Origin of the sequence: Limnovirga soli, from assembly GCF_013106755.1 — a bacterium.
Lineage (GTDB): Bacteria > Bacteroidota > Bacteroidia > Chitinophagales > Chitinophagaceae > Limnovirga > Limnovirga soli.
Genome location: NZ_WHPF01000004.1, coordinates 230,163 through 254,327 on the forward strand (window position 1 = coordinate 230,163; position 24,165 = coordinate 254,327).

General features: G+C 38.5%; 23 protein-coding genes. 8 read left to right on the forward strand and 15 right to left on the reverse strand.

Features of this window, described 5'->3' with window-relative positions; genetic code table 11:
• Positions 1–65: 65 nt before the first annotated feature.
• The 7 genes from GD597_RS06535 to GD597_RS06565 all read right to left on the reverse strand — a co-directional run bounded on the left by GD597_RS06535 (position 66) and on the right by GD597_RS06565 (position 6,034).
• Positions 66–680 (reverse strand): hypothetical protein, encoded by a 615-nt coding sequence (locus tag GD597_RS06535; RefSeq protein WP_171607025.1) that lies wholly within the window; start codon positions 678–680, stop codon positions 66–68.
• A 278-nt stretch (positions 681–958) separates the two neighbouring features.
• Complete coding sequence (locus GD597_RS06540) at positions 959–2,377, reverse strand: Glu/Leu/Phe/Val family dehydrogenase (RefSeq protein WP_171607026.1); 1,419 nt, start codon at positions 2,375–2,377, stop codon at positions 959–961.
• 301 nt (positions 2,378–2,678) lie between these two features.
• Positions 2,679–2,906, reverse strand: a complete 228-nt coding sequence (locus tag GD597_RS06545) for a CcmD family protein (RefSeq protein WP_216368529.1) — start codon at positions 2,904–2,906, stop codon at positions 2,679–2,681.
• Positions 2,899–3,576 (reverse strand): cytochrome c biogenesis protein CcsA, encoded by a 678-nt coding sequence (gene ccsA, locus GD597_RS06550; protein WP_171607027.1) that lies wholly within the window; start codon positions 3,574–3,576, stop codon positions 2,899–2,901. The genes GD597_RS06545 and ccsA overlap by 8 nt, the downstream gene beginning before the upstream one ends.
• A gap of 144 nt (positions 3,577–3,720) precedes the next feature.
• The gene (locus GD597_RS06555) at positions 3,721–4,383 is read right to left on the reverse strand and encodes a heme exporter protein CcmB (protein WP_171607028.1); all 663 of its coding nucleotides are present in this window, start codon (positions 4,381–4,383) and stop codon (positions 3,721–3,723) included.
• A gap of 181 nt (positions 4,384–4,564) precedes the next feature.
• The gene (locus tag GD597_RS06560) at positions 4,565–5,416 is read right to left on the reverse strand and encodes an alpha/beta hydrolase family protein (RefSeq protein WP_171607029.1); all 852 of its coding nucleotides are present in this window, start codon (positions 5,414–5,416) and stop codon (positions 4,565–4,567) included.
• Positions 5,417–5,563: 147 nt separating this feature from the next.
• Positions 5,564–6,034, reverse strand: coding sequence for a hypothetical protein (locus tag GD597_RS06565; protein WP_171607030.1), 471 nt, complete (start codon positions 6,032–6,034; stop codon positions 5,564–5,566).
• 213 nt (positions 6,035–6,247) lie between these two features.
• Between GD597_RS06565 and GD597_RS06570 the strand changes: the two genes are divergently transcribed.
• Both GD597_RS06570 and GD597_RS06575 read left to right on the forward strand, forming a co-directional pair.
• Positions 6,248–6,472, forward strand: a complete 225-nt coding sequence (locus GD597_RS06570) for a hypothetical protein (RefSeq protein WP_171607031.1) — start codon at positions 6,248–6,250, stop codon at positions 6,470–6,472.
• 491 nt (positions 6,473–6,963) lie between these two features.
• On the forward strand, positions 6,964–7,491 hold the full coding sequence (locus GD597_RS06575; RefSeq protein ID WP_171607032.1) for a hypothetical protein: 528 nt from the start codon (positions 6,964–6,966) through the stop codon (positions 7,489–7,491).
• A 202-nt stretch (positions 7,492–7,693) separates the two neighbouring features.
• Here GD597_RS06575 and GD597_RS06580 read toward each other — a convergent pair whose 3' ends face one another.
• The 3 genes from GD597_RS06580 to GD597_RS06590 form a co-directional block, all read right to left on the reverse strand.
• Entirely contained in the window at positions 7,694–8,179 is a 486-nt protein-coding gene (locus tag GD597_RS06580; RefSeq protein ID WP_171607033.1) for a GNAT family N-acetyltransferase, read from the reverse strand.
• 25 nt (positions 8,180–8,204) lie between these two features.
• Positions 8,205–10,082, reverse strand: a complete 1,878-nt coding sequence (locus tag GD597_RS06585) for an Nramp family divalent metal transporter (protein ID WP_171607034.1) — start codon at positions 10,080–10,082, stop codon at positions 8,205–8,207.
• Positions 10,083–10,209: 127 nt separating this feature from the next.
• On the reverse strand, positions 10,210–10,875 hold the full coding sequence (locus GD597_RS06590; protein WP_171607035.1) for a metal-dependent transcriptional regulator: 666 nt from the start codon (positions 10,873–10,875) through the stop codon (positions 10,210–10,212).
• Positions 10,876–10,956: 81 nt separating this feature from the next.
• On the opposite strand from GD597_RS06590, the gene GD597_RS06595 reads away from it, so the two are divergent.
• From GD597_RS06595 to GD597_RS06605, 3 genes are all read left to right on the forward strand, one after another.
• Positions 10,957–11,910, forward strand: coding sequence for a hypothetical protein (locus GD597_RS06595; RefSeq protein WP_171607036.1), 954 nt, complete (start codon positions 10,957–10,959; stop codon positions 11,908–11,910).
• A gap of 314 nt (positions 11,911–12,224) precedes the next feature.
• Positions 12,225–13,877, forward strand: coding sequence for an alpha-glucan family phosphorylase (glgP, locus tag GD597_RS06600; protein ID WP_171607037.1), 1,653 nt, complete (start codon positions 12,225–12,227; stop codon positions 13,875–13,877).
• Between the two features lie 147 nt (positions 13,878–14,024).
• The gene (locus GD597_RS06605) at positions 14,025–15,104 is read left to right on the forward strand and encodes a Gfo/Idh/MocA family protein (protein ID WP_171607038.1); all 1,080 of its coding nucleotides are present in this window, start codon (positions 14,025–14,027) and stop codon (positions 15,102–15,104) included.
• 299 nt (positions 15,105–15,403) lie between these two features.
• On the opposite strand, the gene GD597_RS06610 is transcribed toward GD597_RS06605, so the two are convergent.
• The 4 genes from GD597_RS06610 to GD597_RS06625 form a co-directional block, all read right to left on the reverse strand.
• Positions 15,404–15,784, reverse strand: a complete 381-nt coding sequence (locus GD597_RS06610) for a hypothetical protein (protein WP_171607039.1) — start codon at positions 15,782–15,784, stop codon at positions 15,404–15,406.
• A 435-nt stretch (positions 15,785–16,219) separates the two neighbouring features.
• Complete coding sequence (locus tag GD597_RS06615; protein ID WP_171607040.1) at positions 16,220–17,449, reverse strand: RNA polymerase sigma factor; 1,230 nt, start codon at positions 17,447–17,449, stop codon at positions 16,220–16,222.
• A 51-nt stretch (positions 17,450–17,500) separates the two neighbouring features.
• Positions 17,501–17,848, reverse strand: a complete 348-nt coding sequence (locus GD597_RS06620; protein ID WP_171607041.1) for a YciI family protein — start codon at positions 17,846–17,848, stop codon at positions 17,501–17,503.
• 10 nt (positions 17,849–17,858) lie between these two features.
• Positions 17,859–18,242: a VOC family protein gene (locus tag GD597_RS06625; protein WP_171607042.1), complete on the reverse strand. Its 384-nt coding sequence runs from the start codon at positions 18,240–18,242 to the stop codon at positions 17,859–17,861.
• A gap of 493 nt (positions 18,243–18,735) precedes the next feature.
• Between GD597_RS06625 and GD597_RS06630 the strand changes: the two genes are divergently transcribed.
• Positions 18,736–19,647 (forward strand): PsbP-related protein, encoded by a 912-nt coding sequence (locus GD597_RS06630; protein ID WP_171607043.1) that lies wholly within the window; start codon positions 18,736–18,738, stop codon positions 19,645–19,647.
• Between the two features lie 229 nt (positions 19,648–19,876).
• Here the strand turns inward: GD597_RS06630 and uvrA are convergent, their stop codons facing one another.
• Complete coding sequence (uvrA, locus tag GD597_RS06635) at positions 19,877–22,717, reverse strand: excinuclease ABC subunit UvrA (protein ID WP_171607044.1); 2,841 nt, start codon at positions 22,715–22,717, stop codon at positions 19,877–19,879.
• A gap of 205 nt (positions 22,718–22,922) precedes the next feature.
• Here uvrA and GD597_RS06640 point away from each other — a divergent pair, with 205 nt between their 5' ends.
• Both GD597_RS06640 and GD597_RS21955 read left to right on the forward strand, forming a co-directional pair.
• Positions 22,923–23,504 carry an RNA polymerase sigma factor gene (locus GD597_RS06640; protein ID WP_171607045.1) on the forward strand — a complete coding sequence of 194 codons (582 nt, stop codon included), beginning with the start codon at positions 22,923–22,925 and terminating at the stop codon, positions 23,502–23,504.
• Positions 23,505–23,911: 407 nt separating this feature from the next.
• Positions 23,912–24,157 carry a hypothetical protein gene (locus GD597_RS21955; protein ID WP_235954200.1) on the forward strand — a complete coding sequence of 82 codons (246 nt, stop codon included), beginning with the start codon at positions 23,912–23,914 and terminating at the stop codon, positions 24,155–24,157.
• Positions 24,158–24,165: the final 8 nt, after the last annotated feature.

Here is a 24,165-nt window from a genome sequence, read left to right on the forward strand (position 1 = left end):
TCTTCCACCGCTGCTGGGAGCAGGGTCCGAAATCCCTTGCTTACTCGCCCTATTAGCAATACTATTTATGTTTTAAGTTTTTTAAGCTTATTTAGTTCTTCTTCACTTGAATGTTGCGTCAATCTGCATTTACTTGTAAAAAAGGTATTTTGTAATATAGTTCGCTTAATTTGCTTAATCCTGCGATTGTCTTTAGCCACTTCTTCTATCGAATAATCTATCCAACGGTCTGCATAAATAATAAAGTCATAGTATGATGATGGAATTTGCGTATAATAAGGAGGAAACTGATAGCCACATGCAGTGCTTTGAGTACTTGTTAAAATATAAATTGTGTCGGGAAGTTGAGTTGAAGATTTAAAATTAATTTCTGGAATTAACTTGACTCGTACGAGATCTTCAAAACCGATTGAATATTTGTGCTTACCATATTTAATGCCTTGTTTATCCTGCCAAATGTAATTTCCTGCAGTTATAGTGTCAACACCAACTATTTTACCCATAACAACGAGTTCAGACCTTTTGTATTCTTCTTCTATCGTTGGAATATAACAGGTGCATGCAAGCAGATTCTTGCAAAAAATAAGCGAGAATAAGAATACCCAAAAAGTTTTTGAATATATAGTTGTCATTTGTGATGCTGTTAAATCAAAATTAAATGAACTAAATACCCTTTCCAAAAATGCGATATTGAAAATCAAAGTGATTATCCTGCGTTTTCTAAAATAGTTGGGCCCTTATTGCTAAACCGTACTTTTTTAGGCAAGCTTATCCTTAGTATTTCACTATCATAACCAGCAATAAACATGGCTGTTTTTCAATACGCTTTATTACAAGCCCAGTAATACCCCAACCGTACAAGAGTGCGACGCAAGCGGCGATGCCAGGTGTTACCACAGCCGGTAACAAAAAAGCCCTCTTTGCAGAAGGCTTTTTGTATAATTACATGTACCGGCTATTATGGGAAAATGCCCAGTTCGGCATAAGCTGTACCTACTTTGTTAATGGCAACTACATAAGCAGCCGTACGCATATCGGGAATGGCGGGATTTTGTTTCCAGCAATTCATGATTTCGTGGGTGGCTTCTATCATGGTTTCTTCTAAACCACTGTGTACCAGGTCTACCTCGCTGGCGCCATGTTCAATATAATCCCTGTCGCTTTCGGTAACTTCTTTACCGGTCATTTGCTCCATGGTGCTAAGGATTTTTTTGTTCATATTCTCGCTAAAGCGTTTTTCCATTCTGCCATATCTTACGTGGCTAAGGTTTTTTAACCACTCAAAATACGATACGGTTACACCACCTGCATTAAGATACATATCCGGAATAATAAGGGTACCTTTTTCGGCAAAAACGGCATCAGCTTCGGGGGTTAATGGTCCGTTGGCAGCTTCGCCAATAATTTTGGCTTTTACCCTTGGGGCATTTTCTCCGTTTATTACGTTTTCCAAAGCCGCAGGTATCAAAATATCGCATTCCAGTTCAAGGGCATCGGTACTTTTTTCAATATTGGTAGCACCGGGAAAATTGAGTAAGGAGCCCGTTGTTTTACGAAACTGAAATACTTCTTCTTCGTTTAGTCCGTCTGCATTGTAAATAGCGCCTTCCCACTCGGCAATAGCCACTACTTTAGCACCACCCTGACGGAAATATTTGGCGCTATGGTAGCCCACATTACCCAAACCCTGCACCACCACTTTTTTGCCTTCTATGCCTACTTCAAGGCCCAAACGTTGCATAATATCGGGCATTTTACAAACTTCGCGTACACCAAAGAAAACACCTAAACCGGTGGCTTCTTTACGGCCACGTACACCGCCCTGGGTAACAGGTTTACCTGTAACGCAGGCCAGGCCATCAATTTCGCCGGGGCGCATACTTTCGTAGGTGTCAACAATCCAGGCCATTTCTCTTTCACCGGTTCCATAATCGGGGGCGGGAACATCAATGCCGGGGCCTATAAAATTTTTCTTAATTAATTCTGCGGTGTAGCGGCGGGTAATTTTTTGCAGCTCAAACTCGCTGTAGTTACGCGGACTTATTTTTATACCGCCCTTAGCGCCACCAAATGGTACGTTTACAATGGCACATTTGTAGGTCATTAATGCAGCTAGTGCCATTACTTCGTCCTGGTTAACAAACTGGCTAAAGCGTATACCACCTTTACAGGGCGTTTTGTGCTGGCTATGTTGTACCCGGTACGCTTCTACCACTTCTATTGAGCCATTATCTCTTTTAATAGGAAATTTGATTTGATAAACAGCATTACATGCTTTAATCTGTTCCAGTAAACCATTTTCCCAGGTTGTAAATTTCGATGCTTTATCAAAGCTTTTTGTTACGCTTTCAAAAAAGCTATACCCTTGTTCTGCCATGTGTTATGGATTTTATTTTTTTAAATACTAATTAACATTTGTTTTTTAAATAACGCTGATTTTCGGCCCAACATTTAATAAAATGGCAACAGCTCTTGCGTCGCACACTTGTACTGTAGAAATTATTGGCAGCAAAAATACAATCGTTGGTGTATGTTTCACATTAAGAAATTACATACAAGTTAGTTATTTTATAATAACTAATGGGTGATTGTAACCATATTTTCGGGAAAATTATTGATGCGGCAAAGCAATCGCATAGTATGCTTTTGGCAGGTATGCGGGTATCCCTTTATGTTAACTATTTAATAGCTTTTTCAAGTTTGCTAATCTTTCTGTCCAAATTAATCAGGTAAATTAAAATGCCCAGCACAATAGTTACCACCACGGCCAGTACCACATATAATTTGCCTTCGCTGCGCATAAAATCAGTAGGCGCTTCGGTAGTATTGTCCATAGTTTGGGCAAATAAAACTACCTGTATAGTGCAAAGTAAAAACGATAAAACGATTCTTTTAATGTTATTCATGTTCCAGTTGCTTATCAGTTAATAATTGTAATCTTATTCTTAATGTGGTAATCCAAACAGCCAGTAAGGTCCAGCCAATAACGGCAGGCCAAAAAAGCATGGTCATTTCAGGGGTTGAATCGTTGGGGTTTAAAGCAGGATTGCCTTCGCTGCCCTGGCCACCGGGGTGTAATGATTCAGTAAGTCTTGGTAAAATCCACAAAGTGGGGAATAGCATGGCAAAGGCAAATACGTTGTACACTGCGCTAATTCTGGAGCGTTTATCTATATCGGTCATAGATCCCCTTAGTACAAAATAGGCCATATAAATTAACAGTGCAATAGCAGCGCCATTTTGTTTGGGGTCTCCACTCCAGGGCGAGCCCCATTGGTAGTTAGCCCAAATAGCACCGGTAACAATACCCAGGAAACCAAAAACAATACCACCACGGGCAAATTCTGCTGCATAATGGTCGTAAACCGGTTTGGGGTTGCGTAAATATTTAATGGCGTAAAAAACAGAAACGGAAAGTAATATCATCATGCCAAACCACATGGGCACATGGAAAAACAGGTTGCGAACCGATTGTTGCAGGCGGCCATCCAACACAGGCACTTTAACCAGAAAGCCCATTACACTTACATAAATCAATAATAAGAAACATAGTATTTTCCACCAGTTTTTAAGCATTATAGTTCGATTTTATTGAAGTAATCAGCAGTATCAGGCAAGTTGCTTATTTGCGGGCAAAATTAGGGGAAAGGGATAATAAATAAGATGCGTAATACAAAATTATGATTTGAACAGGCATTTGTAACTGCTAAAATGGACATCTTAGTCTTTCCATAAAAAGGGGAATAAAATAATGGCCAGTAATACGATTAAAATATCAAGACCTACCAGTAATAAAACCATTTGCCAAAGTCCGGCCTGCAAAATAGGAGAGAAGCTGGCTTTTGCAATACGCCCCAACAAAAGAAGTTGTGGTATAATAATAGGGAAACCCATGATAGCCATAAGTGCAGCCTGCTGTTGTGCTTTTGCGGCAATGGCTGCCAGAAAGGTGAAAATAAAACTAAGCCCAATGCCACCCAAAAAACTAAGGCCTATAAACTGAACAAGATAAAGAATGGGGTTGCCCAGTAATAACATGAAAATAAAGAGGCTTAGTAGGCTCATTAACATCATGAGCAAGGCATTGAAAATTAGTTTAGAGAGAATAAAATCTCTGGCGCCGGCGATAGAATAATAATATAACATACGGCCTTTATTATCCTGCAAAAAGCTTTTTGCAACTGCGTTTACGCATACAAATAGTTGAATAACCCAGAATAATGCATTCCAAACGGCGGGTTCAGGTTCGCCCATAGATAGATATACCACGAATATGGTAGAAGCTACATACAATAATACCCCGTAAAAAGTATACTGTTGCCTTATTTCGAGCAAAAGATCTTTTTTGATGAGTGTTATGATATGTGCACCTTTATTTGCCATTAGTGCGCAAATGTAAAAGCATATTTGATTAGTTGCTTAATTTACAGGAACATAGTTTATTGCCCCTGTTGCCATATGGTGTATTTGCCTTTTGCTGCCCTATTTGTTGCTGTACAAGAGTGCGACGCAAGTAAAGCTGCCTGCTTACAATAAAGTTTGGCTAATAATAGCAAAGAAAATATCAGGCGTTTTGCAAAAAGTGTATGGTTCTTTTTACTACTGCATCCATTGCCTGTGGTAAATTATCGGCCGTCCAGGGATGCTTGCGGCCAAATACATGATCGCTATCTATAATAAAAAGCGAGGCAGCAGGCTGTAACTGCGCTAAATGATAAGCACTATTAACGGGTACAGCTTTATCATTTAAACCATGGCAAATTAGTAGGGGTATATTAATGTTTTGGATGGCTTGCTCAATATTTAATATTGTACTGTTTTGAATAAAATCCTGGTATAGCTGGTAGTATAAAGGCATTTGCTGATTGGTTCGGGTATTGGTATAATAGGCTACACCTGTTTGCTGCCAATCGTTTAGTTGATTCTGCGTCCAGTTAGTCCATGGTGTCTTACAGGCTGCCACTGCTGCCCAGGTAACCAATTGCCTGATACGGGCATCCACGGAGGTTTGCAATATGGCCATACCGCCGCCAAGACTATGCCCGATAAGACTGAGTTTGGCTGGGTTTATTTGATTGGCATAGGGGTTATCCTGCTCAACAGCCCAGTTGATGACAGCGTTAAGATCATATAGTTCTTTTGTATAATTATTGTTGCCAAATAGCTCCAGCTGTGTAAATGCTTCTGGTTCCTGAATGGAAGTGCCGTTATGGGAAAAATTAAATTTGATAAATACAAATCCCAGGCTGGCAAACCTATTGGCAATTAAATCGAAATTTCCCCAGTCTTTAAAACCATTAAATCCATGTGCGTAAATTACAACAGGCTTTTTGGTGGTACTGTTGATAAAGCAAATGTCGATGCCTATTGGGTAATTTTCTGAACCCGGGATGCTGATATTTTTAATGAGTTGCATAGGGATAAAAATAAGACAAAGCTGCAGTATGCTTAATATAAAACAAAAAACAGCCACAAAAGAGTGGCTGTTTTTCTATGGTAGATGTGTTTTACAGGCTAGATTATATAGTGTTGCAGTGTTGTATATTACAATATACTATGTTGCTTAATCGTGCTCAGATTTGATGATTACTGCATCAGCACTAAAGGTGATTTCCCATTTTACAGAAGATCTTAGGAAATGCGCTTTCCAGGTACCATCATTATATAATTTCCACTCATACACATTATCACTTGGGAATTGTGACCTGAATACATTTAAAATGGCTAAAGGAACCGGTGCTTCCAAACAAATGGTGCTATGTTTAGATTCATGGCCTTTGTCATCGAAATGCGCTTCGTGACGTTGGTTGTCTTCGTTAAACTGGCAGATAAAGCTATCACTGCTATTATGTTGCCATTCAGTTTCTGTGGCGTTGCTGAAAGTGCTGGTAAATGTATTCATTACAGCTTGCGGTACGCTGGAAGCTGCGATAATGTTAACTGTACCTGTTGTACCACCTGCCTGAGCTACTTCTTTTTTACATGATACCAAAGAGAATAAAAGAACTGCTGCTAATAAAATGTTGCGTTTCATACCCGTATATTTATTTTGTTTTTAAACTGTTTACATATTTAGGTTGCAGCAGCAGAATAAAATGTAACCAAAGCAATTATATATTTTAAATTTTAATGTAGGAGATGGGTAATTGTAATGGCTTATTGGAAGAAGCCGGGTAAAATGAAAATAAAAGAAACATTGCTGATTTAAATATCATTTAATATTTTTACCGACTAATAATTTTGGTTTATGACTATTGATCAGTTTAAGACGTTGAATCATCCTGAGAAACTTAAAGAAATTAAATACAACGGTATTTTGTTGGGTAGTTTCGAACGCAATAATGAACCTGGCGGTAAAAAACAACCAGGTGATTTATTTGAATTACATGATTTCTGGGTTTTTTTAAGTGAAGACGAACAAACTGTAATTCCTACCCGCCGAAATATTTATATCCCGGAGAAATCGGAATAAATAATTTCTATCTAATCTATTATTCAGGCGAAACGGTTTATATAGTTTGCCAAAAAAATAAAAAAAGTCCCAATGGGACTTTTAATTTTTTCTCTTTCTTAAGAAAGAAAGCTTTTCGAATGGATATTGGATATTTGGATATGTCAAAAATAGCCTCCATGAATGGGTAAGCCGTGCAAAAAGGGGTTAATGGATATCCTAATCGGACCTAATATGTCTTTTTATTGTATTTCAATTCCCTTAAATTAGGTGGCAATTTACACTGGTTGTGGAAATTTGCCTATAGAGTAGATTTAACTGTAAAAGTGCAGTTTGGCAATGATTAACCAGGTGTTTTGTTATAATTTTTTAAAAAAATAGGAATACATTATCCCAAAATAGGAAAATTTGAATTTGCTGATTTCGTAAACTGTTGATTTGTAAGGATTTGTGGAAGTGGCATGTGATTGGCTATATTGTAACAAACCTTAAATATCGTTAAAACGAATCCAATGAAAAAGTCAATCCTATTTGCAATTATTTCAATTTCTTTTTTCGCTTGTACCAAAGAAACTATTCAGCCAACAGCCATTGGTTCAAATGCTAGTGGTGAATCATTACGTTTTTCTCAGCCCAGAGTAGAATTTAAAGTATCTGATCCTTATACTATTTATTTATCCCAGGGACTTAATACTTTACAAAGTGATAGCTTTTATGTAGAAAACGATACTTCTTTTATTTCTTCGTTTTTATATGTTATTTCTGGACATCCTAACTTGTCTAATTTCAAATTTTATTTGAATGGCGGACAGTTAAATGCTACAATAACTTATTTCAATGATACTATTGTTGTATCTGCCAGAAGAAAATTAAAATTAGCTCCGGGCAGTTATAGTTATATTCTTCAGGCTAAAACAACCGGCAATTCAGGTACTGAATTTTCAACTGCCTTGAATAGTGCCATTATAGTTGATAGACAAGGATTTATGGCAGAAATATTGAATTTACCTTCAGTAGGTAATTCAATGATTATAAGATAGTTTTTGGTTATTACTTTACCTCTCTTAAACCCATGTGTATTGCATGGGTTTTTTATTTTGGAAACAAGGGTGTGCCTGAAGTTTAATGCATATAATGGCTGTTAAAATAGCTGCTATGAAAACAGAACAATGAAACGAGCGTGGCAAGAGGTGATGCCAGCTGTTCAATTGCCGGTTACCAAAAAATACATGCCTTTTTGCGCTATAACTTTTTTACCATCCAGATATTACAACCAAAATGACCTGATTTACCCATTGGTCCTGTTAAATAGGAGAAGCCTTGTTGTTCATAAAGACCAACCGCAATATTTAACTCGGGCATGGTTTCCAGGTACATTTTTTCAAATCCCATTTCTTTGGCTTTTGTAAAACATTCCTGCATCAGTAATTTGCCAAGACCTCTGCCCCGGGCACTTTTTGAAAGGTATAATTTAACCAGTTCGCAACAATTTTCGGGCAAGCCAGCTGTTGGGAAAATTCCGGATCCGCCAACAATGGTATCGTTGATGGAGGCAATAAAATAACAGGAATTTGGATGCTGAAACAAGCTAAATAAATCATCAGTGGTAGGATCGTAATAAACAGTGCCGGGTTTATTGGCACCAAACTCGCTTAACACGTTTCGAATAATTGTGGCTATGTGGGCATTGTCGTGCGGAAGTATTTGCCTGATATGAATATCGTTCATTTAGTAAATTGCTTAATATATTTATTTAACTAACGATAAGAACAGGGATATCAACCCTATGCCTAACCGTATTAACTGTTTCACCAAAAATAAGGTCTTTTAACCCCGTATGTTTATGTGCACCCATTATTAATAAATCGGCTTCTTCTTCTTTTACGATGCGTACAATTTCTTTAACGCGGTTTCTATATCCTAATACCCCTTTTACGGTGTATCCCATTGCTTGTAACTGGTTTGTATATAGGTTAAGCCTTTCTGCATCTTTTCTTGTTTCATAGTCATCCGTGGCCTCCCCAAGATAACCGGATGAGGCCGTTTCTACAATATGCATTAGCACATAGCTGGCTTTGTTATTGCCCTGTGCAATGGCATAGGCAATTATTTTTTCATCACTATCAGAGAAGTCCAAAGAAACAGCAATGGTATTCATTTGCGGTACCGATAAATTTTCAATAGGTTTTTGTTCGCCATGTATCAATACCTTTTTGTTTAGTTTACGTTTGCGAATTATCGGCAAAAAAGTCATCATACAAAACAGCCATAAAAATGCCAGCCATGCTATTACAATCAGTGTTTTAAGCCAGCTATTATCACTTGAATTAAAAAACGCAATTGATTCGTCTAATACCAGTTTTACATTTAAAAAAATAAGAATGCCGGCAACAATCCATGATATTATTTTTATTGGCGTGGTAATTACAAATTTTCCCATGGTTTCTTTATCGCTAACAAAATGAATTAGGGGTATTACTGCAAAACCTAGTTGCAGGCTTAACACCACCTGACTTAATACCAGCAAGTCATCCAGATTTTCATCCCCCGAAATTAGGATAACCGCAACTGCAGGTGTAATGGCAATAAGCCTGGTAATTAGCCTGCGCATCCATGGGTTAATTCTTAATCTTAAATAGCCTTCCATTACAATTTGTCCTGCCATGGTACCGGTAACTGTGGAACTTTGTCCGGCAGCAATTAATGCTATGGCAAATAGTATAGGTGCCAGTGCATTACCTAATAATGGTGCCAGCAATGTATGGGCGTCTTCAATTTTGGCTACTTGTGTATTGCCTGTTTTATAAAATACACTTGCTGCTAATACCAGTATAGCTGTATTTACAAAAAATGCGGCATTAAGGGCAATAACACTATCAATTCTATTGAATTTTAATGCCTGCTGAATACTGGCATCATCTGTTTTTATTTTTCTTGTTTGTACCAGCGCCGAGTGCAAATACAGGTTATGTGGCATAACAGTAGCACCAATAATACCTACCGCAATATATAAGGCCCCATCATTTAAAGACGTAGGTATAAAACCTTTGAGTACTTCACCGGCATTTGGCTGCGCAAAAATAATTTCAATTAAAAACGACAAGCCAATAATAAGTACCAACGCAATAATAAAAGCCTCCAGTCTTTTTATGCCTTTTCGTTGCAGGTATAATAACAAAAAGGTATCCAGCACGGTAAAAAACACTCCATATAAAATGGGTAACCCTGTAAGCAGGTGAATACCAATGGCCATACCCAGTACTTCTGCAAGATCGCAGGCGGCTATTGCCAGTTCTGCCAGTACATACAAACAAAAATTCACCATTTTGGGATAGGTTTCCCGGTTGGCCTGTGCCAAATCTCTTCTTCTAACAATGCCAAGTCTGGCACTTAAACCTTGCAGCAGCAATGCCATAAGGTTACTCATTAACAATACCCATATCAGTTTATATCCAAATTGAGAACCACCTTGTAAATCGGTAGCCCAGTTGCCGGGGTCCATATAGCCTACGCTTACCAGGTAAGCGGGTCCAAGAAACGAAAATATTTTTTTCCATTTCTTTCCAGGTTGAGTGGTGTCAACAGTTTCATGTACTTCACTCAGCGATGTAGTTCTGTTTTTTGTTGTCATTTTAGTTATTTCAAACAGTGCAATATGTTTTACCAAAAAATGTATTCATCTTATTAGCCAGGCTTTTTTGTACTATATAGCTTTGCTTGCGTCGCACTCTTGTGCGTTCTTATCGCTATGCAGCTTTTTAAACTGGCTTTACAAATAAAACTGTAGCCAATTGTTTACTAATTGTGGCTGTATTCTCCCCATCTATCAATAATTCCAGCGATTCATCAAAATCAAATTTCTTTTTAATCTCTACAGTTGAACCTATGGTAATTGATTTATGTTTTAATAGTTCAAGTAATGGTGTAGATTGGCTACCTACCATAGTAACTACAGATTTTTTTTGTTCGGGTAATTCTGTTAACAGAATTTGTTGTACAGCATTCATTTTGCCGTTGCTGTCAGGTATGGGGTCTCCATGTGGGTCAAATCTGGGGAAATCCAGAAAGCTATCCAGCTGATCAATTAATTTTTTACTGGTTATATGTTCCAGTTCTTCCGCAATTTCGTGTACCTCATCCCAGCCAAAAGATAATTTCTCTACCAGAAAATATTCCCAAAGGCGGTGTTTACGTACTATGCCCAATGCCACTTTTTTTCCCTGAACGGTAAGCTGAAATTCTTTATAAGGTTCATAATGAACCAGTTTTTTGGCCTTTAACTTTTTCAGCATATCGGTTATAGAGGCAGGTTTTGCTTTTATGGTAGCGGCTAATTCGTTGGTAGTTACATAGCCGGTACCCTGTTGCAAATGGTAAATGTTTTTGATATAATTCTCCTCAGATGCTGAATAATTAGGTAGCACAAAAAATAAATTTAGGCAAACCTAAAAAAAAATCCCCATATCATATCCTGTGAAACCTATATTTTTATCAAAACTTTCTGCATGTATAAATACGCGATTGCCTGTTTATTAATATTGGCAGGTATTGCCTGTAAAAATGATAAAGTATCTCTTTCCGGCGATTCGCCTGTGGATATGAAAGATTTTATGGAGGCATTCCCCACTGTAGCCCTGCCTTATAAAATTGCAGACTCTAATATGGTTAAACTTGCTGATACCACCAGAATTAGCTACGCTATTTTTACTGAGTTTATACCCGACACGGTGTTAACCGCCCTGTATGGTAAGAATGCCAAAAAGATGCTAATACACCCAGTTGCAAAAATTGAGAAAGAGCAGGAAATATACTTGTTGGCTAACCTAAAATTAAATGGCAAAACAGCCTTATTTGTTTTTTTATTTAATAGCGAAAACAAATACATCACCAGATATCAGCTGCTTAGTCAGCAGGTAAAAGATGAATATGCCAGAAATGTGGCCATTACCTCAGAGCCAACTTTTATTATTTCAAGGGAGAAATCCAATAGTGCCGGCGACTTTTTTTATACCCGAAATGGGGTAGCTTATAACAATGGATCTGGTAGTTTTATTACAGTGATGAGTGATAATAATGAAGACCTGAAGAAAATAAATGAAATAATAAACCCCATTGATACCTTAGCCCATAAAAATAAACTAAGTGGCGATTACGTAAAAGATAAACGCAATTTTATCTCGCTACGTGATGGAAATAATAACAAGTATATTTTCTTTATACATTTTGAAAAAAATGGTGGCGATTGCATTGGTGAATTAAAAGGTAATTTAACCATGAGAGATGCAACGCATGGTTATTTTCAGGAGAGTGGCGACCCATGTGTAATTGACTTTGTTTTTTCCGGTAAAACTGTTAAGGTAAAAGAACAAGGCAACTGTGGCAATCACCGTGGTATTAAATGTTTTTTTGATGATGCGTATAATAAAATCAAGGATAAGAAAATTCCTTCCAGAAAATAGCTTTTAATGGGTATTAAACAATACCGCCTAAAGCTTGTTTACACCTAAATGTACCAACAAACTGCAAACTGCAGCTGCCATAAATGAGGAACCTTGAACCGAGCGTGGCAAGAGCAGTGGCATATAGATTTTTAGCTGGCTACATGATATTTTTTAATTATTAACCGCAAACCTTTGCATAGGCGTAAGTATAATTAGAAAGTTTAATATTGAGTAATAATAAAAAATAAGGATACTTTATTTTATTGTGTAAAAAATACATTTTAAATAATAAGCTGTAAATTGCGCAGGCTTTTAAATCCAAAACAAAAGATATGAATTTCAGAAACTTTCAGGTACCCTATTCGATTGACGACCGTTATAGCAAAAAAGTAGCTTATTTTTCAATGGAATTTGCAGTACATCAGCCCTTGAAAATCTACAGTGGCGGTCTCGGTTTTCTGGCAGGTTCTCATATGCGTAGTGCATTTGAATTAAAGCAAAATTTGATAGGTATAGGTATACTTTGGAAATATGGTTACTACGATCAGGCACGTAATCAGGATCAAACCCTGCAAGTTACCTGGATGGAGAAAATATTTAGTTTTCTGGAAGATACCGATATTAAGTTCCAGATTTTGATTCATGATCATCCGGTTTGGGTAAAAGCCTATTATTTAAGGCCTGAAACCTTTAATACAGCACCATTATTTTTTCTGAGTACTGATTTGCCGGAAAATGATTATGTATCTCAAACCATTTCTCACCGACTGTACGATGCAAATGTAGCTACCAAAATTGCCCAGTTTATTTTATTAGGTGTAGGTGGTGCCAAACTGATAGATGAATTGGGGTATTCTCCTGATCTATATCATTTAAATGAAGCGCATGGTATTTCAGCCGCATTTCATTTGCTGAATAAATTTAAGAGTGTTGATATGGTGCGCAAGCATCTGGTGTTTACTACCCATACGCCTGAGGAAGCCGGCAATGAAAAACACGATATTTACCTATGCCATAAAATGAGTTATTTCTGTGGCCTGAGTATTGATGAGGTTAGAAGATTATGTGGCGTTACCGATGATTTATTTAACCACTCTCTTGCTGCTTTACGTTTTGCCAAACTGGCTAATGGTGTTTCTGAATTGCATGGGCATGTTTCCAGAGAAATGTGGAGTAAATATGAAGGTATTTGTCCCATTATTTCTATTACCAATGCCCAAAACTACCGTTACTGGGCCGATAAGCAATTATACCGCGCCAAAGACGAAGCCAACGATTGGGCTTTTGATGACCGCAAAAAATATTTAAAGAAAAGAGCTTTTGATATTGTGGCCGATCAAACTGGTAAATTATTTGACCCTAATGTATTAACCATTGTTTGGGCACGCAGGTTTGCTGGTTATAAACGCGCCGATTTCCTTACCCAGGAAATGGATCGCTTTAATAAATTGATCAATAATACCAAATATCCCATACAGATTATTTGGGCTGGTAAACCTTACCCATTGGATTACCCTTCTATTTCTCAGTTTAATAACCTGGTACACTTAAGCAAAAATTATAAAAATGTTGCGGTATTGATTGGTTATGAGCTGGGCTTAAGTAAGCGGTTAAAACAAGCTTCAGATATTTGGCTTAATAACCCACGTGTGCCACGTGAAGCTTCCGGTACCAGTGGTATGACTGCCTGTATGAATGGAGCCGTAAATGTGTCTACCGATGATGGATGGATACCAGAATTTATCAACCACGGTCATAATGGTTTTGTCGTGCCTAAGGCAGATTATAAAAATATGACGGTGCATGAACAGGATAAATACGATTTTGATAAACTGTACGATATCCTTGAAAACCAGGTATTACCATTATACTACGATAGTTACGATACCTGGAGACAAGTAGTAAAAAATGGTATGACAGATGTACGCTTTCAGTTTGAAAGTAACCGTATGGCCGACCAGTACTACGAATTACTGTATAAATAATAAAGCATTTATGCTATTTATAAAAGGGCTGCCAACCGGCAGCCCTTTTTATTGTATCTATTCCCATAAAATACTCCTGAAACCTGTATTTATTGCGTAGTATTTGGCATATTTGTACACGCTTTATAAAAATAAAACATAAGGGCTATGGCAAACAATAACGATATAAAAGTACTGGTAGTAGGTTGTGGAAATATGGGTGCATCGCATGCAACTGCATACCATCACCTGGACGGTTTTAGTATTTGTGGTATTGTATCAACCGGTAAAAGCAAGGAGGTATTAAACGATAAACTCGGCGGCGGCTATCCTTTATTTAGCGATTACACAGAGGCATTGGCTGCCACCAAACCAGATGCGGTATGCATTGCTACTTATCCGGATACGCATGAAAGCTTTGCCATTCAGGCTTTGGAAAGTGGCTGCCATGTATTTATTGAAAAACCTTTGGCTGATACCGTTGCCGGTGCCGAAAGGGTAGCAGCAGCTGCAGCAAAAGCGGGTAAGAAACTGGTGGTTGGTTATATTTTAAGACACCACCCCTCATGGGAGAAATTTATTGAACTGGCACAGCAATTAGGCAAACCATTGGTAATGCGTATGAACCTGAACCAGCAAAGCCATGGCATTATGTGGAATGTACACCGCAACCTGATGAAAAGCCTTAGTCCAATAGTTGATTGTGGTGTGCACTATATTGATGTAATGTGCCAGATGGTGCGCAGCAAGCCCATTCAGGTAAGTGCTATTGGTGCCCGGCTTACCGAGGAAATACCAGCCGGCAATTATAATTACGGACAATTACAAATACGCTTTCAGGATGGCTCTGTGGGCTGGTACGAAGCCGGCTGGGGCCCAATGATGAGCGAAACCGCCTTCTTTGTAAAAGATGTAATTGGCCCGAAAGGGGCCGTTTCTATCGTGGCAAAAGAAGCCTCTGGTGCAGGAAAATCTGACGCCGTGGAAGCACATACCAAAACCGAGAATATTCGCCTGCACCATGCTGATTTGAACGATCAAAATGCCTTTACAAAACCAGATGAATGGTTTCAGCTGGCCGATGAGCCCGATCATCAGGAGCTGTGTAACCGGGAGCAGCTGTATTTTAAAAATGCCATTTTGCAAAATATAGACCTTACCGATCATGTAGAAGATGCTGTAAACAGTTTACGTATTGCTTTTGCCTGCGACGAAAGTGTGCGCACAGGCCAGGTGGTAATGCTTTAAATACCTATACATTTTATGTACCGGGCTGTAGTTATTATGGCAGCGCTGCTTGCGTCGCACTCTTGTACGATTAGATACCCTATTGGGCTTTTACAAAAGCAAAAACATTTATTAAATAACTATTCATGCTTCTGTTGGCGTACCCGTCAAAGAAAGTCTAGTGGTGAAAACAACAGCAGCGTAAGTGAGGTGTTTTGTTGTAGCTTGGTTGATGCTTTTGTTTGCTATTGCACAAACACGCTACGCTTCATGGCTTGGCTGTATAATCTCCCTTGAATGGTTAGGCCATTTTTTTATCTTTACTTTTTTCTAGCACCCATAATTATAAAACTAATGCCTATAATAGCAAAAAGCCCAGCTGAAATAAATTCTGATTCCTTATTCTCTGTTTCAAATAGGAAAATATCTGTACTGTCATTATGCATTAAATTAATTGTATCTCCAACTTTATGAGTGTCAGAAAAAGCACAGCCAACACTTTTGTCAAATTCACTTCCTGCATATGTAAATTTCATGAATTGGTTTGATTTTGTACCAATGCAATTTGGAATATATGTAATTGTTGCTTTTACTATTTCTCCGGTTATTTGAACCTTGTATTCTTGTATATCTCTTTTTAGTGGAACTAAACAGAAAAATATAATCATAAGAAGTCCGCCGATAATTAGAAATAGTTTCATTTTATTAAATATTTTAGAAAATGCCTACCTATATTTTCATTTATAAGTTTGCTTAATATACTAGCAAACAACTCTAAGCCTTAGACTATAAACGATATCCTGTATATTGTAAAACGATTGATAATCAACAAACTGTCATTATGCACTTTGTATTGCTTATCATATCAATCCAACTTGTTCGGTTTTGTTACCGTTTCACGCCCTAAGGTACAAGGCTGAGGGCGTGAATGATTGCTTTACAATTTACTATTTTGTTAAAAATATGGATTTGTTTAAGTAGCCAATTTACAATTTGGTTTATTTAGATAAATGCAACACCAAACATGGCAAAGGCGGCCACGGAGTTAAAAAGAATAGCCCCATTTGTAACCAACCGATGAAGTGCTTGCGACGCAAGGGACGATGCCATGAAACTCCTCTGCTGGTATTAAAGGGCTATTTAAACGAATTTATTTTTTTAAGAATGGTCTCTTTGTCGGCAGTGGTTTTGGCCAATGCCAGGGCCTGTTTGGTGTGCTGCAATGCTTTGGCATCATCTATACTTGTATATAAATTGCCCAGCAGCGAGTGGTATAAATGGTTATTGGTAAGCTGCAATTTCTCGGCCTGTATAATGGCTTCTTTTTTGCCATTGGCTTTAGACAGGGCATAGGTTCTGTTTAATGCAGCAATAGGTGTGTACTCAATCTGCAATAATTTATTGTATAACTGTAAAATGTTTTCCCATTTTTCGAGCGTATCTGCTTTATGGGTATGCCAGTAAGCAATGGCCGCTTCTACATGGTATTTGGTAAGCGTATTGCCGGTAGAGGCACGGGTTAAATAATACTCACCCTTTTGTATTAATGCTTTGTTCCAAATGGTTTCATCCTGTTCTTCGTACAAAACCATTTCGCCCTGTTTATTTATCCTTGCCTCAAAACGGGAGGCATGAAAACACATCAATGCCAGCAATGCATTAGCAGCAGGTATATTCGTTTGCTCATGTTCGGTTAGCATTAAGTTGAGTCGCATGGCTTCCAGGCAAAGCTCTTTACGCAAACCGGTGTTTTGAGATGCGGAGTAATACCCTTCGCTAAACAATAAATACAAAGTGGTTAAAACGGTATGCAGCCTGCTCTCAATTTCTTGTTGTGCCGGTATGGCAATACTTATTTTTTCTGTTCTAAGTTTTTCTTTGGCCCTTGCCAATCTTTTATAAATGGTTTCTTTATTGGATAAAAAAGCATCGGCAATTTCCTCTGCGCCAAACCCGCACAATATGCTAAGCGATAAACCAATTTGCGCTTCGGCCGGTATGGCCGGGTGGCAAATGGCAAACATCATTTGTAACTGGCTGTCGCTAATGTTTTTGGTGGATAGGTCAATTTCCGGTGTGGTATCAGCCATATCCTGTTCTTGCAAAACGTTACTAATTTTTTGCTTAAAAAGGGTATCGCGTCTTAAAAAATCTACGGCTTTATTTTTAGCCACCATATATAGCCAGGCCGCAGGGTTATTGGGTAGGCCTTTAAGTCCCCATGTTTCGGCAGCCAATAAAAAAGTATCGCTTACAATATCTTCTGCGGTGGCAATATGTTCTACCCCAAATAACTTACACAGCACCGAAATAATTTTGCGGTACTCGGTACGAAACAAATGTGGTATTAATTCATTTTGCTGCATAATAAAAGCCTCCCGTCAACAGGCGGGAGGCGGTAAAAGTATCAAACCCTTTTAGTTCATGGATACAATTGTTCTAATTTCAACATTGCCGCCAACCATTAAAATAGGACAGCCTTTAGCAAGTTCGGTAGCTTCTTCCAAAGAGTTGGCTTTTACAATGATATAGCCCCCAATGGCTTCCTTAATTTCAACATAGGGGCCATCGGTTACTATATTGCCAGTTTTTAAAACACGGCCATCTGCTTCCAGGCGGTTGCCGGAGTTAGCCAGTTTGTTTTGTGCGGCAATATTGCCAATCCAATCCTGCCAGGGTTTCATCATAGCCTGCAATTGCTCGGGCGATAATGCCGGCTCGCTGGCTATATGTTCTCTTCTAAAAATCAATAAAAATTCTTTCATGAGTAATTATTTATTTGTTTGAATGTAAGGCAACCGCATTGCCTTCGGTATCTAAAAAAAATGCCATAAAGCCAATATCATCGCTAATCTTTGTTTTGGGCATCAACACCTGTCCGCCTGCAGCAGCTATATTGCCAAGAGCTGCAGACAAATCAGGATTGCCATTCAGGTAAATTTTGGCACCACTGGCGCTGGGTTGGTGCATACTGCTTTCTACCAGGGCGCCAGATACTTTGCCATTCATATTTTCTGATGGAAAGTAAGCCATTTTTCGGCCCATCATTTCCTGTAATGGCATTTCAATATTAAATACTTTTTCATAAAAATCTTTTGCACGGTTAATATCCAATACAGATATTTCAAACCAGTTGAGTGCATTGGCTGTGGCTGTCATTTTTTTTATTTGTTTTATTGTTATAAAATGAGTGTTACATCATTATTACGAACAGCCTTTGTATCACTGGACAAATATGTAAATATATTTTTTTTTGAGCCCGGCAAAACAACTTATAAGGGGCATTCTTGCGTCGCACTCTTGTACGGTTGGATTGTGTATGGGACTTTTACAAAGCCAAAAGAGCACGGTTTAAAATTAAAATCGTGTCACAAATTCATATTACTATAAACCTTAGCCAAAAACGTGATAAATCACGGGGTGCGTGATTTATCACAGACCAAATTGCGTGATAAATCACGCTTTTTGGTGTTACCAGGATATATAAATTTGTTGAAGCGATTTCAAACTATTTTATTTAAAAGATTGACGCATTAAACAATACAAATTGTATTATTAAAGTTTGTGTATTAGCAATGGTTTTAAAATATATTTTATTAAATGATAGGATCTATCCTTAAGTTAGTAGCAATTTTAAAGAAAACATCTCTATATGAAAATTAGACTTTTAGTATCGATTTTAGCATTTGCACAAATTGTTTTTGCACAGACAGATAAACTCTCAAAAGTATCAGGTACAAAATGCAGCTTAGTTGCGCCAAGTGGTTTTGTTGCAGCAACAAGTTTTAGTGGTTTTCAAAATATTAAAAATGGTGCATCTATAGTAATTAACGAACTTCCAACACCTTATCAATCTCTTGTTGAAGGCTTTACAGCAGAAGCTTTAAAATCAAAAGGTATGATTCTGGTAAAGAAAGAAACTATTGACTTCAATGGCGCAAAGGCTACACTAATAAATCTTACCCAATCAGCCAATGGGACGACTTACTTAAAACAGATGCTGGTTTTTGGAGACACAAAAAATACTGTTATAGTAAATGGCATATATCCAGAAGCGTCAAAAGAAATTGGTGCAAAAATTAAGGAGGCTTTATTATCGACTGTTTATTCCAATTCGCAAACTGATAAGCCACTTGAGGCTTCAACTTTTGGAATTGACGTTAAGGATACAGATTTCAAACTTCTAAAAAATATGTCAGGTAGTTTTCTTTACTCTACTGATGGAAAATTTCCTTCTGAAAAGCCAACTTTAATTGTGGGTAACTCTATAGCAAAAATTGCTAGCCAAAATCAAAAGAAATATTCGGAAGAGAGACTTAAAAAACTTCCTGGAGGAGAACTTAGTGTTATCAAGGAAATTAAAGAAATATCCGTTGACAATTTAAAAGGCTATGAGATTGTTGCTGATGGAAAAACAAAGGATGATAAGCCTGTATTAGTGTATCAAGTAATGCTCTTTAATGACAAAGGAGACTATTACATAATTGTTGGGCAAGCCAAAGATGAGTTTCAGAAAAATTTGGCGGCATTCCAAAAAATTACCCAAACATTCAAACGCATGTAGACTAAACTGCTATCGACATAGTTTGACTGCTACTGTTGGTGTCCGCGTTGCGCTTCCGGTGGCGTCCCCGACAACGGTAAACGAAATTAAACTTCCATAATCAATTTATTCGCTTCGGTAAAAGCCCAATAGATAATCCAACCGTACAAGTGAGTGACACAACGATGCTCCATAGCCATTCTATTGCTTGCTTACTAATAAACAAATGATTTGCCTTGCTGATTTTACTTTATAAAAACCTGGCGGTATGGCTGTTTTTTTGCTTTTTTAATTCGGCCGGGGTGCCCGCAAATACAAGGCTGCCGCCACCATCACCTGCTTCGGGGCCGAGGTCTATTACCCAATCGGCATTTTTAATTACATCGGTATTGTGTTCAATTACAATAATAGAATGCCCCTGCTCAATTAACGCATGAAAGGAGGCGAGGAGTTTATTGATATCGTTAAAATGCAGCCCCGTTGTTGGCTCGTCGAAAATAAAAAGTATATGTCCGCTGGCTTTATTTTTACCCAGAAAAGAAGCCAGTTTTACCCGCTGCGCTTCGCCACCACTTAGTGTATCGCTGCTTTGTCCAAGTTTGATATAACCAAGACCCACATCCTGTAATGGCTGCAGGGCTTTGGCCAGGTTTTTTTCTGCCGCAAAAAAGGCAATGGATTCATCTACACTCATTTCCAGTACATCAAAAATGCTTTTGCCTTTGTATTGTACTTCTAATACTTCTTCTTTAAATTTTTTGCCGCCACAAACTTCGCAGGTTAAATGTACATCGGCCAAAAATTGCATTTCTACAACCTGTTCGCCTTCGCCTTTACAGGCATCGCAGCGGCCGGCATCCACATTAAAAGAAAAGTGCTTGGGCAAAAAGCCACGGATTTTTGATAAGGGTTGCGAGGCATATAATTCCCTTATTTCATCGTAGGCTTTTATATAGGTTACAGGGTTACTGCGGGATGATTTACCAATAGGGTTTTGGTCTATCATTTCTACCTGAGTAATATAACTGGTATCTCCGGCAATGGCTTTATGAAAGCCAGCTTTGTCGCCAAATTCGCCGGTAAGCTGACGCATAACGGGATAAAGTATTTTTTTTACCAGCGTGGTTTTCCCACTGCCGCTAACACCACTTACCACGCATAACATGTTCAGCGGAAAATCTACCGTAATATCTTTAAGGTTATGGTGGCGGGCACCTTCAATACGTATATATCTGTTAAATGGCCTTTGCACTTTGGGTACACTTACGGTTAATTCTCCCGTGAGATACTTACCGGTAAGGCTATTGGGGTTACTGATGATAGCATTATAGTTGCCTGTGGCAGTCACTTCTCCGCCCAGGTAGGAGGCCAGTGGCCCCATATCGATTATATGATCAGCATTGCGCATCATCATTTCATCGTGCTCTACCACTACCACGGTATTGCCTTCATCCCTTAACTGTTTTAATACCGTTATTAATCGTTCTGTATCCCTTGAATGCAAGCCGATGGATGGCTCATCCAGAATATACAATGAGTTGGTTAAGTTGCTGCCCAAACTGCGTGTAAGTTGTATACGCTGGCTTTCACCACCACTTAAAGTATTGGCTAAGCGGTTAAGGGTTAAATAGCCAAGACCAACATCCAGTAAGGTTTGCAAGCGCTGGTTTATTTCTATTAATATACGTTTGGCCACCGTGGCATCATGATCGGATAATTTGATATTGTTAAACCATTGCTTTTGGTCTTTTACCGGCATTTCGCAGAGTTCGCCTATATGCTTTTGGTGCACTTTTACATACAGTGCTTCCTTACGCAGGCGGTAGCCTTTACAATCGGGGCAATTGGTTCTGCCGCGGTAGCGGCTTAACATTACCCGGTATTGTACCTTATACAGGTTTTGTTCTACTTCTTTAAAAAAGGCATTGATACCATCCAGTTTTCCGGCACCTTCCCATAACAGGTTGTATTGTTCTGTGGTTAAATCGGCAATTGGTTTATGAATAGGAAATTTGTAGGCTGCTGCATTGCGCATAAAATACTCCCGCCATTCGCCCATTTTTTCTCCTTTCCAAGGGGCAATGGCACCATCAAAAACGCTTAACCTTTTGTCGGGAATTACCAAATCGGCATCTATACCCAAAACCTGACTAAAACCTTCGCAGGTAGGGCAGGCGCCATAGGGATTATTAAAAGAAAACAAGTTGGGTACAGGTTCTTCGAAACTTAGGCCATCCAATTCAAATTTATTGCTAAAGTGAATATGCTTTTTACCATCTACTTCAATATACATTTCACCTTCGCCTTCGTAAAAGGCTGTGCCAATAGAGTCTGATATACGGTGAATATCTTCTTCGTCAAATGCTTTGGTAATAATGCGGTCTACCAGCACATAGGCAGGTTCTTTACTTTTTTTGGTAGCTATTTTGTCTTTAAGTGCTTTATCGGTAAGTTCAAGCAGGTCTTCAATTCTCACCGGTTCCTGGTCCAGGTATAAGCGGGAGAACCCTTTTTGTACCAAAATGTTTAATTCTTCCCTTGCCTCTCTGTTGGCATGTTGTTTAAATGCAACCAGTATTACTACTTTGCTGCCATGGGCTAATTGGCTGATGTGTTGCATTACATCGGCTACATCATCTTTTTTTACTTCCCGGCCACTTACCGGCGATATAGTGTGCCCGGCACGGGCAAATAACAACCTCAGGTAATCATAAATCTCCGTCATACTACCCACCGTACTACGGGGGGTACGGGTAATCACTTTTTGTTCAATGGCAATGGCAGGGCATAAACCTTTTATATAGTCTACATCGGGTTTTATCATGCGGCTCATAAACTGCCGGGCATAAGCGCTTAAACTTTCTGCATAGCGGCGCTGGCCTTCGGCAAATAAGGTATCTATGGTTAAGGAAGATTTTCCGCTGCCCGAAACACCGGTTACAACAATCAATTTGTTTCTGGGAAAAGCAACGGTAACATTTTTAAGATTATGTACCCGGGCCCCGTGCACCACAATTTCATCGGCCCCGCTTTTGTAGACATTATTCGACTTTTTTGTAGAAATCTTTTCTGCTCCGCTTGTATTTGTCATTTTTTGCATTGTCTATTACTAACAAAGCAAAATCAATTTTGATTAATTCACAATTTTTTTACATTTTGCATGAGTAATAGTAAATTAATAATTCTATTTTCACATTCACTTCACAAAAACGACACGTATAAGTTAAATTTTACTCATAACCATTTACTGCAACAATAACAGTTTAACCGGTTTGCTTAACCATAAATTAGCAGGTATGAGTAACATTATTGAATTTAACGACACCCAATTAGTCATTGCTTTTCAGGAAGGTAATTCCAACGCACTTGAAGTGCTTATTAACCGCTATAAAGACAAACTCTTTAGCAGCATCCAGTTTATTGTAAAAGACAAATACCTGGCCGAAGACCTGTTTCAGGAAACTTTTGTGCGTATTATTGATACCCTGCGCAGCAGGCGTTACAATGAGGAAGGTAAGTTTTTACCCTGGGCCATGCGTATTGCGCACAACCTGTGTGTAGATCATTTTAGAAAAGTAAAACGCACACCACCCATTGTTACCAGCGATAATAAAGATGTATTTGAACTGGTAGTAGTGGCCAGTGAAAATGCAGAACAAAAGATGATGCGCCAACAGGGGTACGACAGAATGCATACCATGCTGGCTGCCTTACCCGATGAGCAAAGAGAAGTTATTGTACTACGCCATTTTGGTGATATGAGCTTTAAAGAAATTGCCACATTAACTGATTGTAGTATTAACACAGCTTTAGGACGTATGCGTTACGGATTAATTAACTTGCGTAAGATGATGTTAGAAAAACAACTCAGTATTTAATCCAATTAATATATTGTCATCCCAAAGTGTTACCTGCACTTTTTTGCTTGCCAGCATGGGTTCTTTGGGATGACAGCCTAATACAGGCCTTGCTTTGCAGGGCTTTTTTTATGGGCCAAACCTTAGATGCATTTATTGGGCTTTACTTGCGTCGCACACTTGTACCGGGGGAATACTATGCAGCAAAAAATAATATTTCGGTTACAAATTATTGATAATAAAGCCTTTTTACTGCCCGGCCTTTATCCAAACCCTGAAGAGTGCGACGCAAGTAAAGCCCCATATACATTCTATTGCCCGGTACAATAGATTAAATTAACCTTTGCAATGGCAGTTTAAACAATAAAATCAAGGCTTTTAGCAAATAAGGGTTTACCTTGCATGCCGTTTTAACGTTATTAATAGTTATGAGAGACCTTTCTAAATTTGATCCCAACGGCGCCAGCAACCCCAACAATAATATTTTTGGACTTCCCTTTACGGAAGAAGAAGCAAAAGTGGTTATACTTCCTGTGCCATGGGAGGTAACTGCCAGTTATGGTGCAGGTACGGCCCGCAGTCCGGATCATATTTTTAAAGCCAGTATGCAGGTAGATTTATTTGATGCCTATGTACCCAATGGCTGGAGACGCGGTTTTTTATGCGTGAGATAGATAAAAAA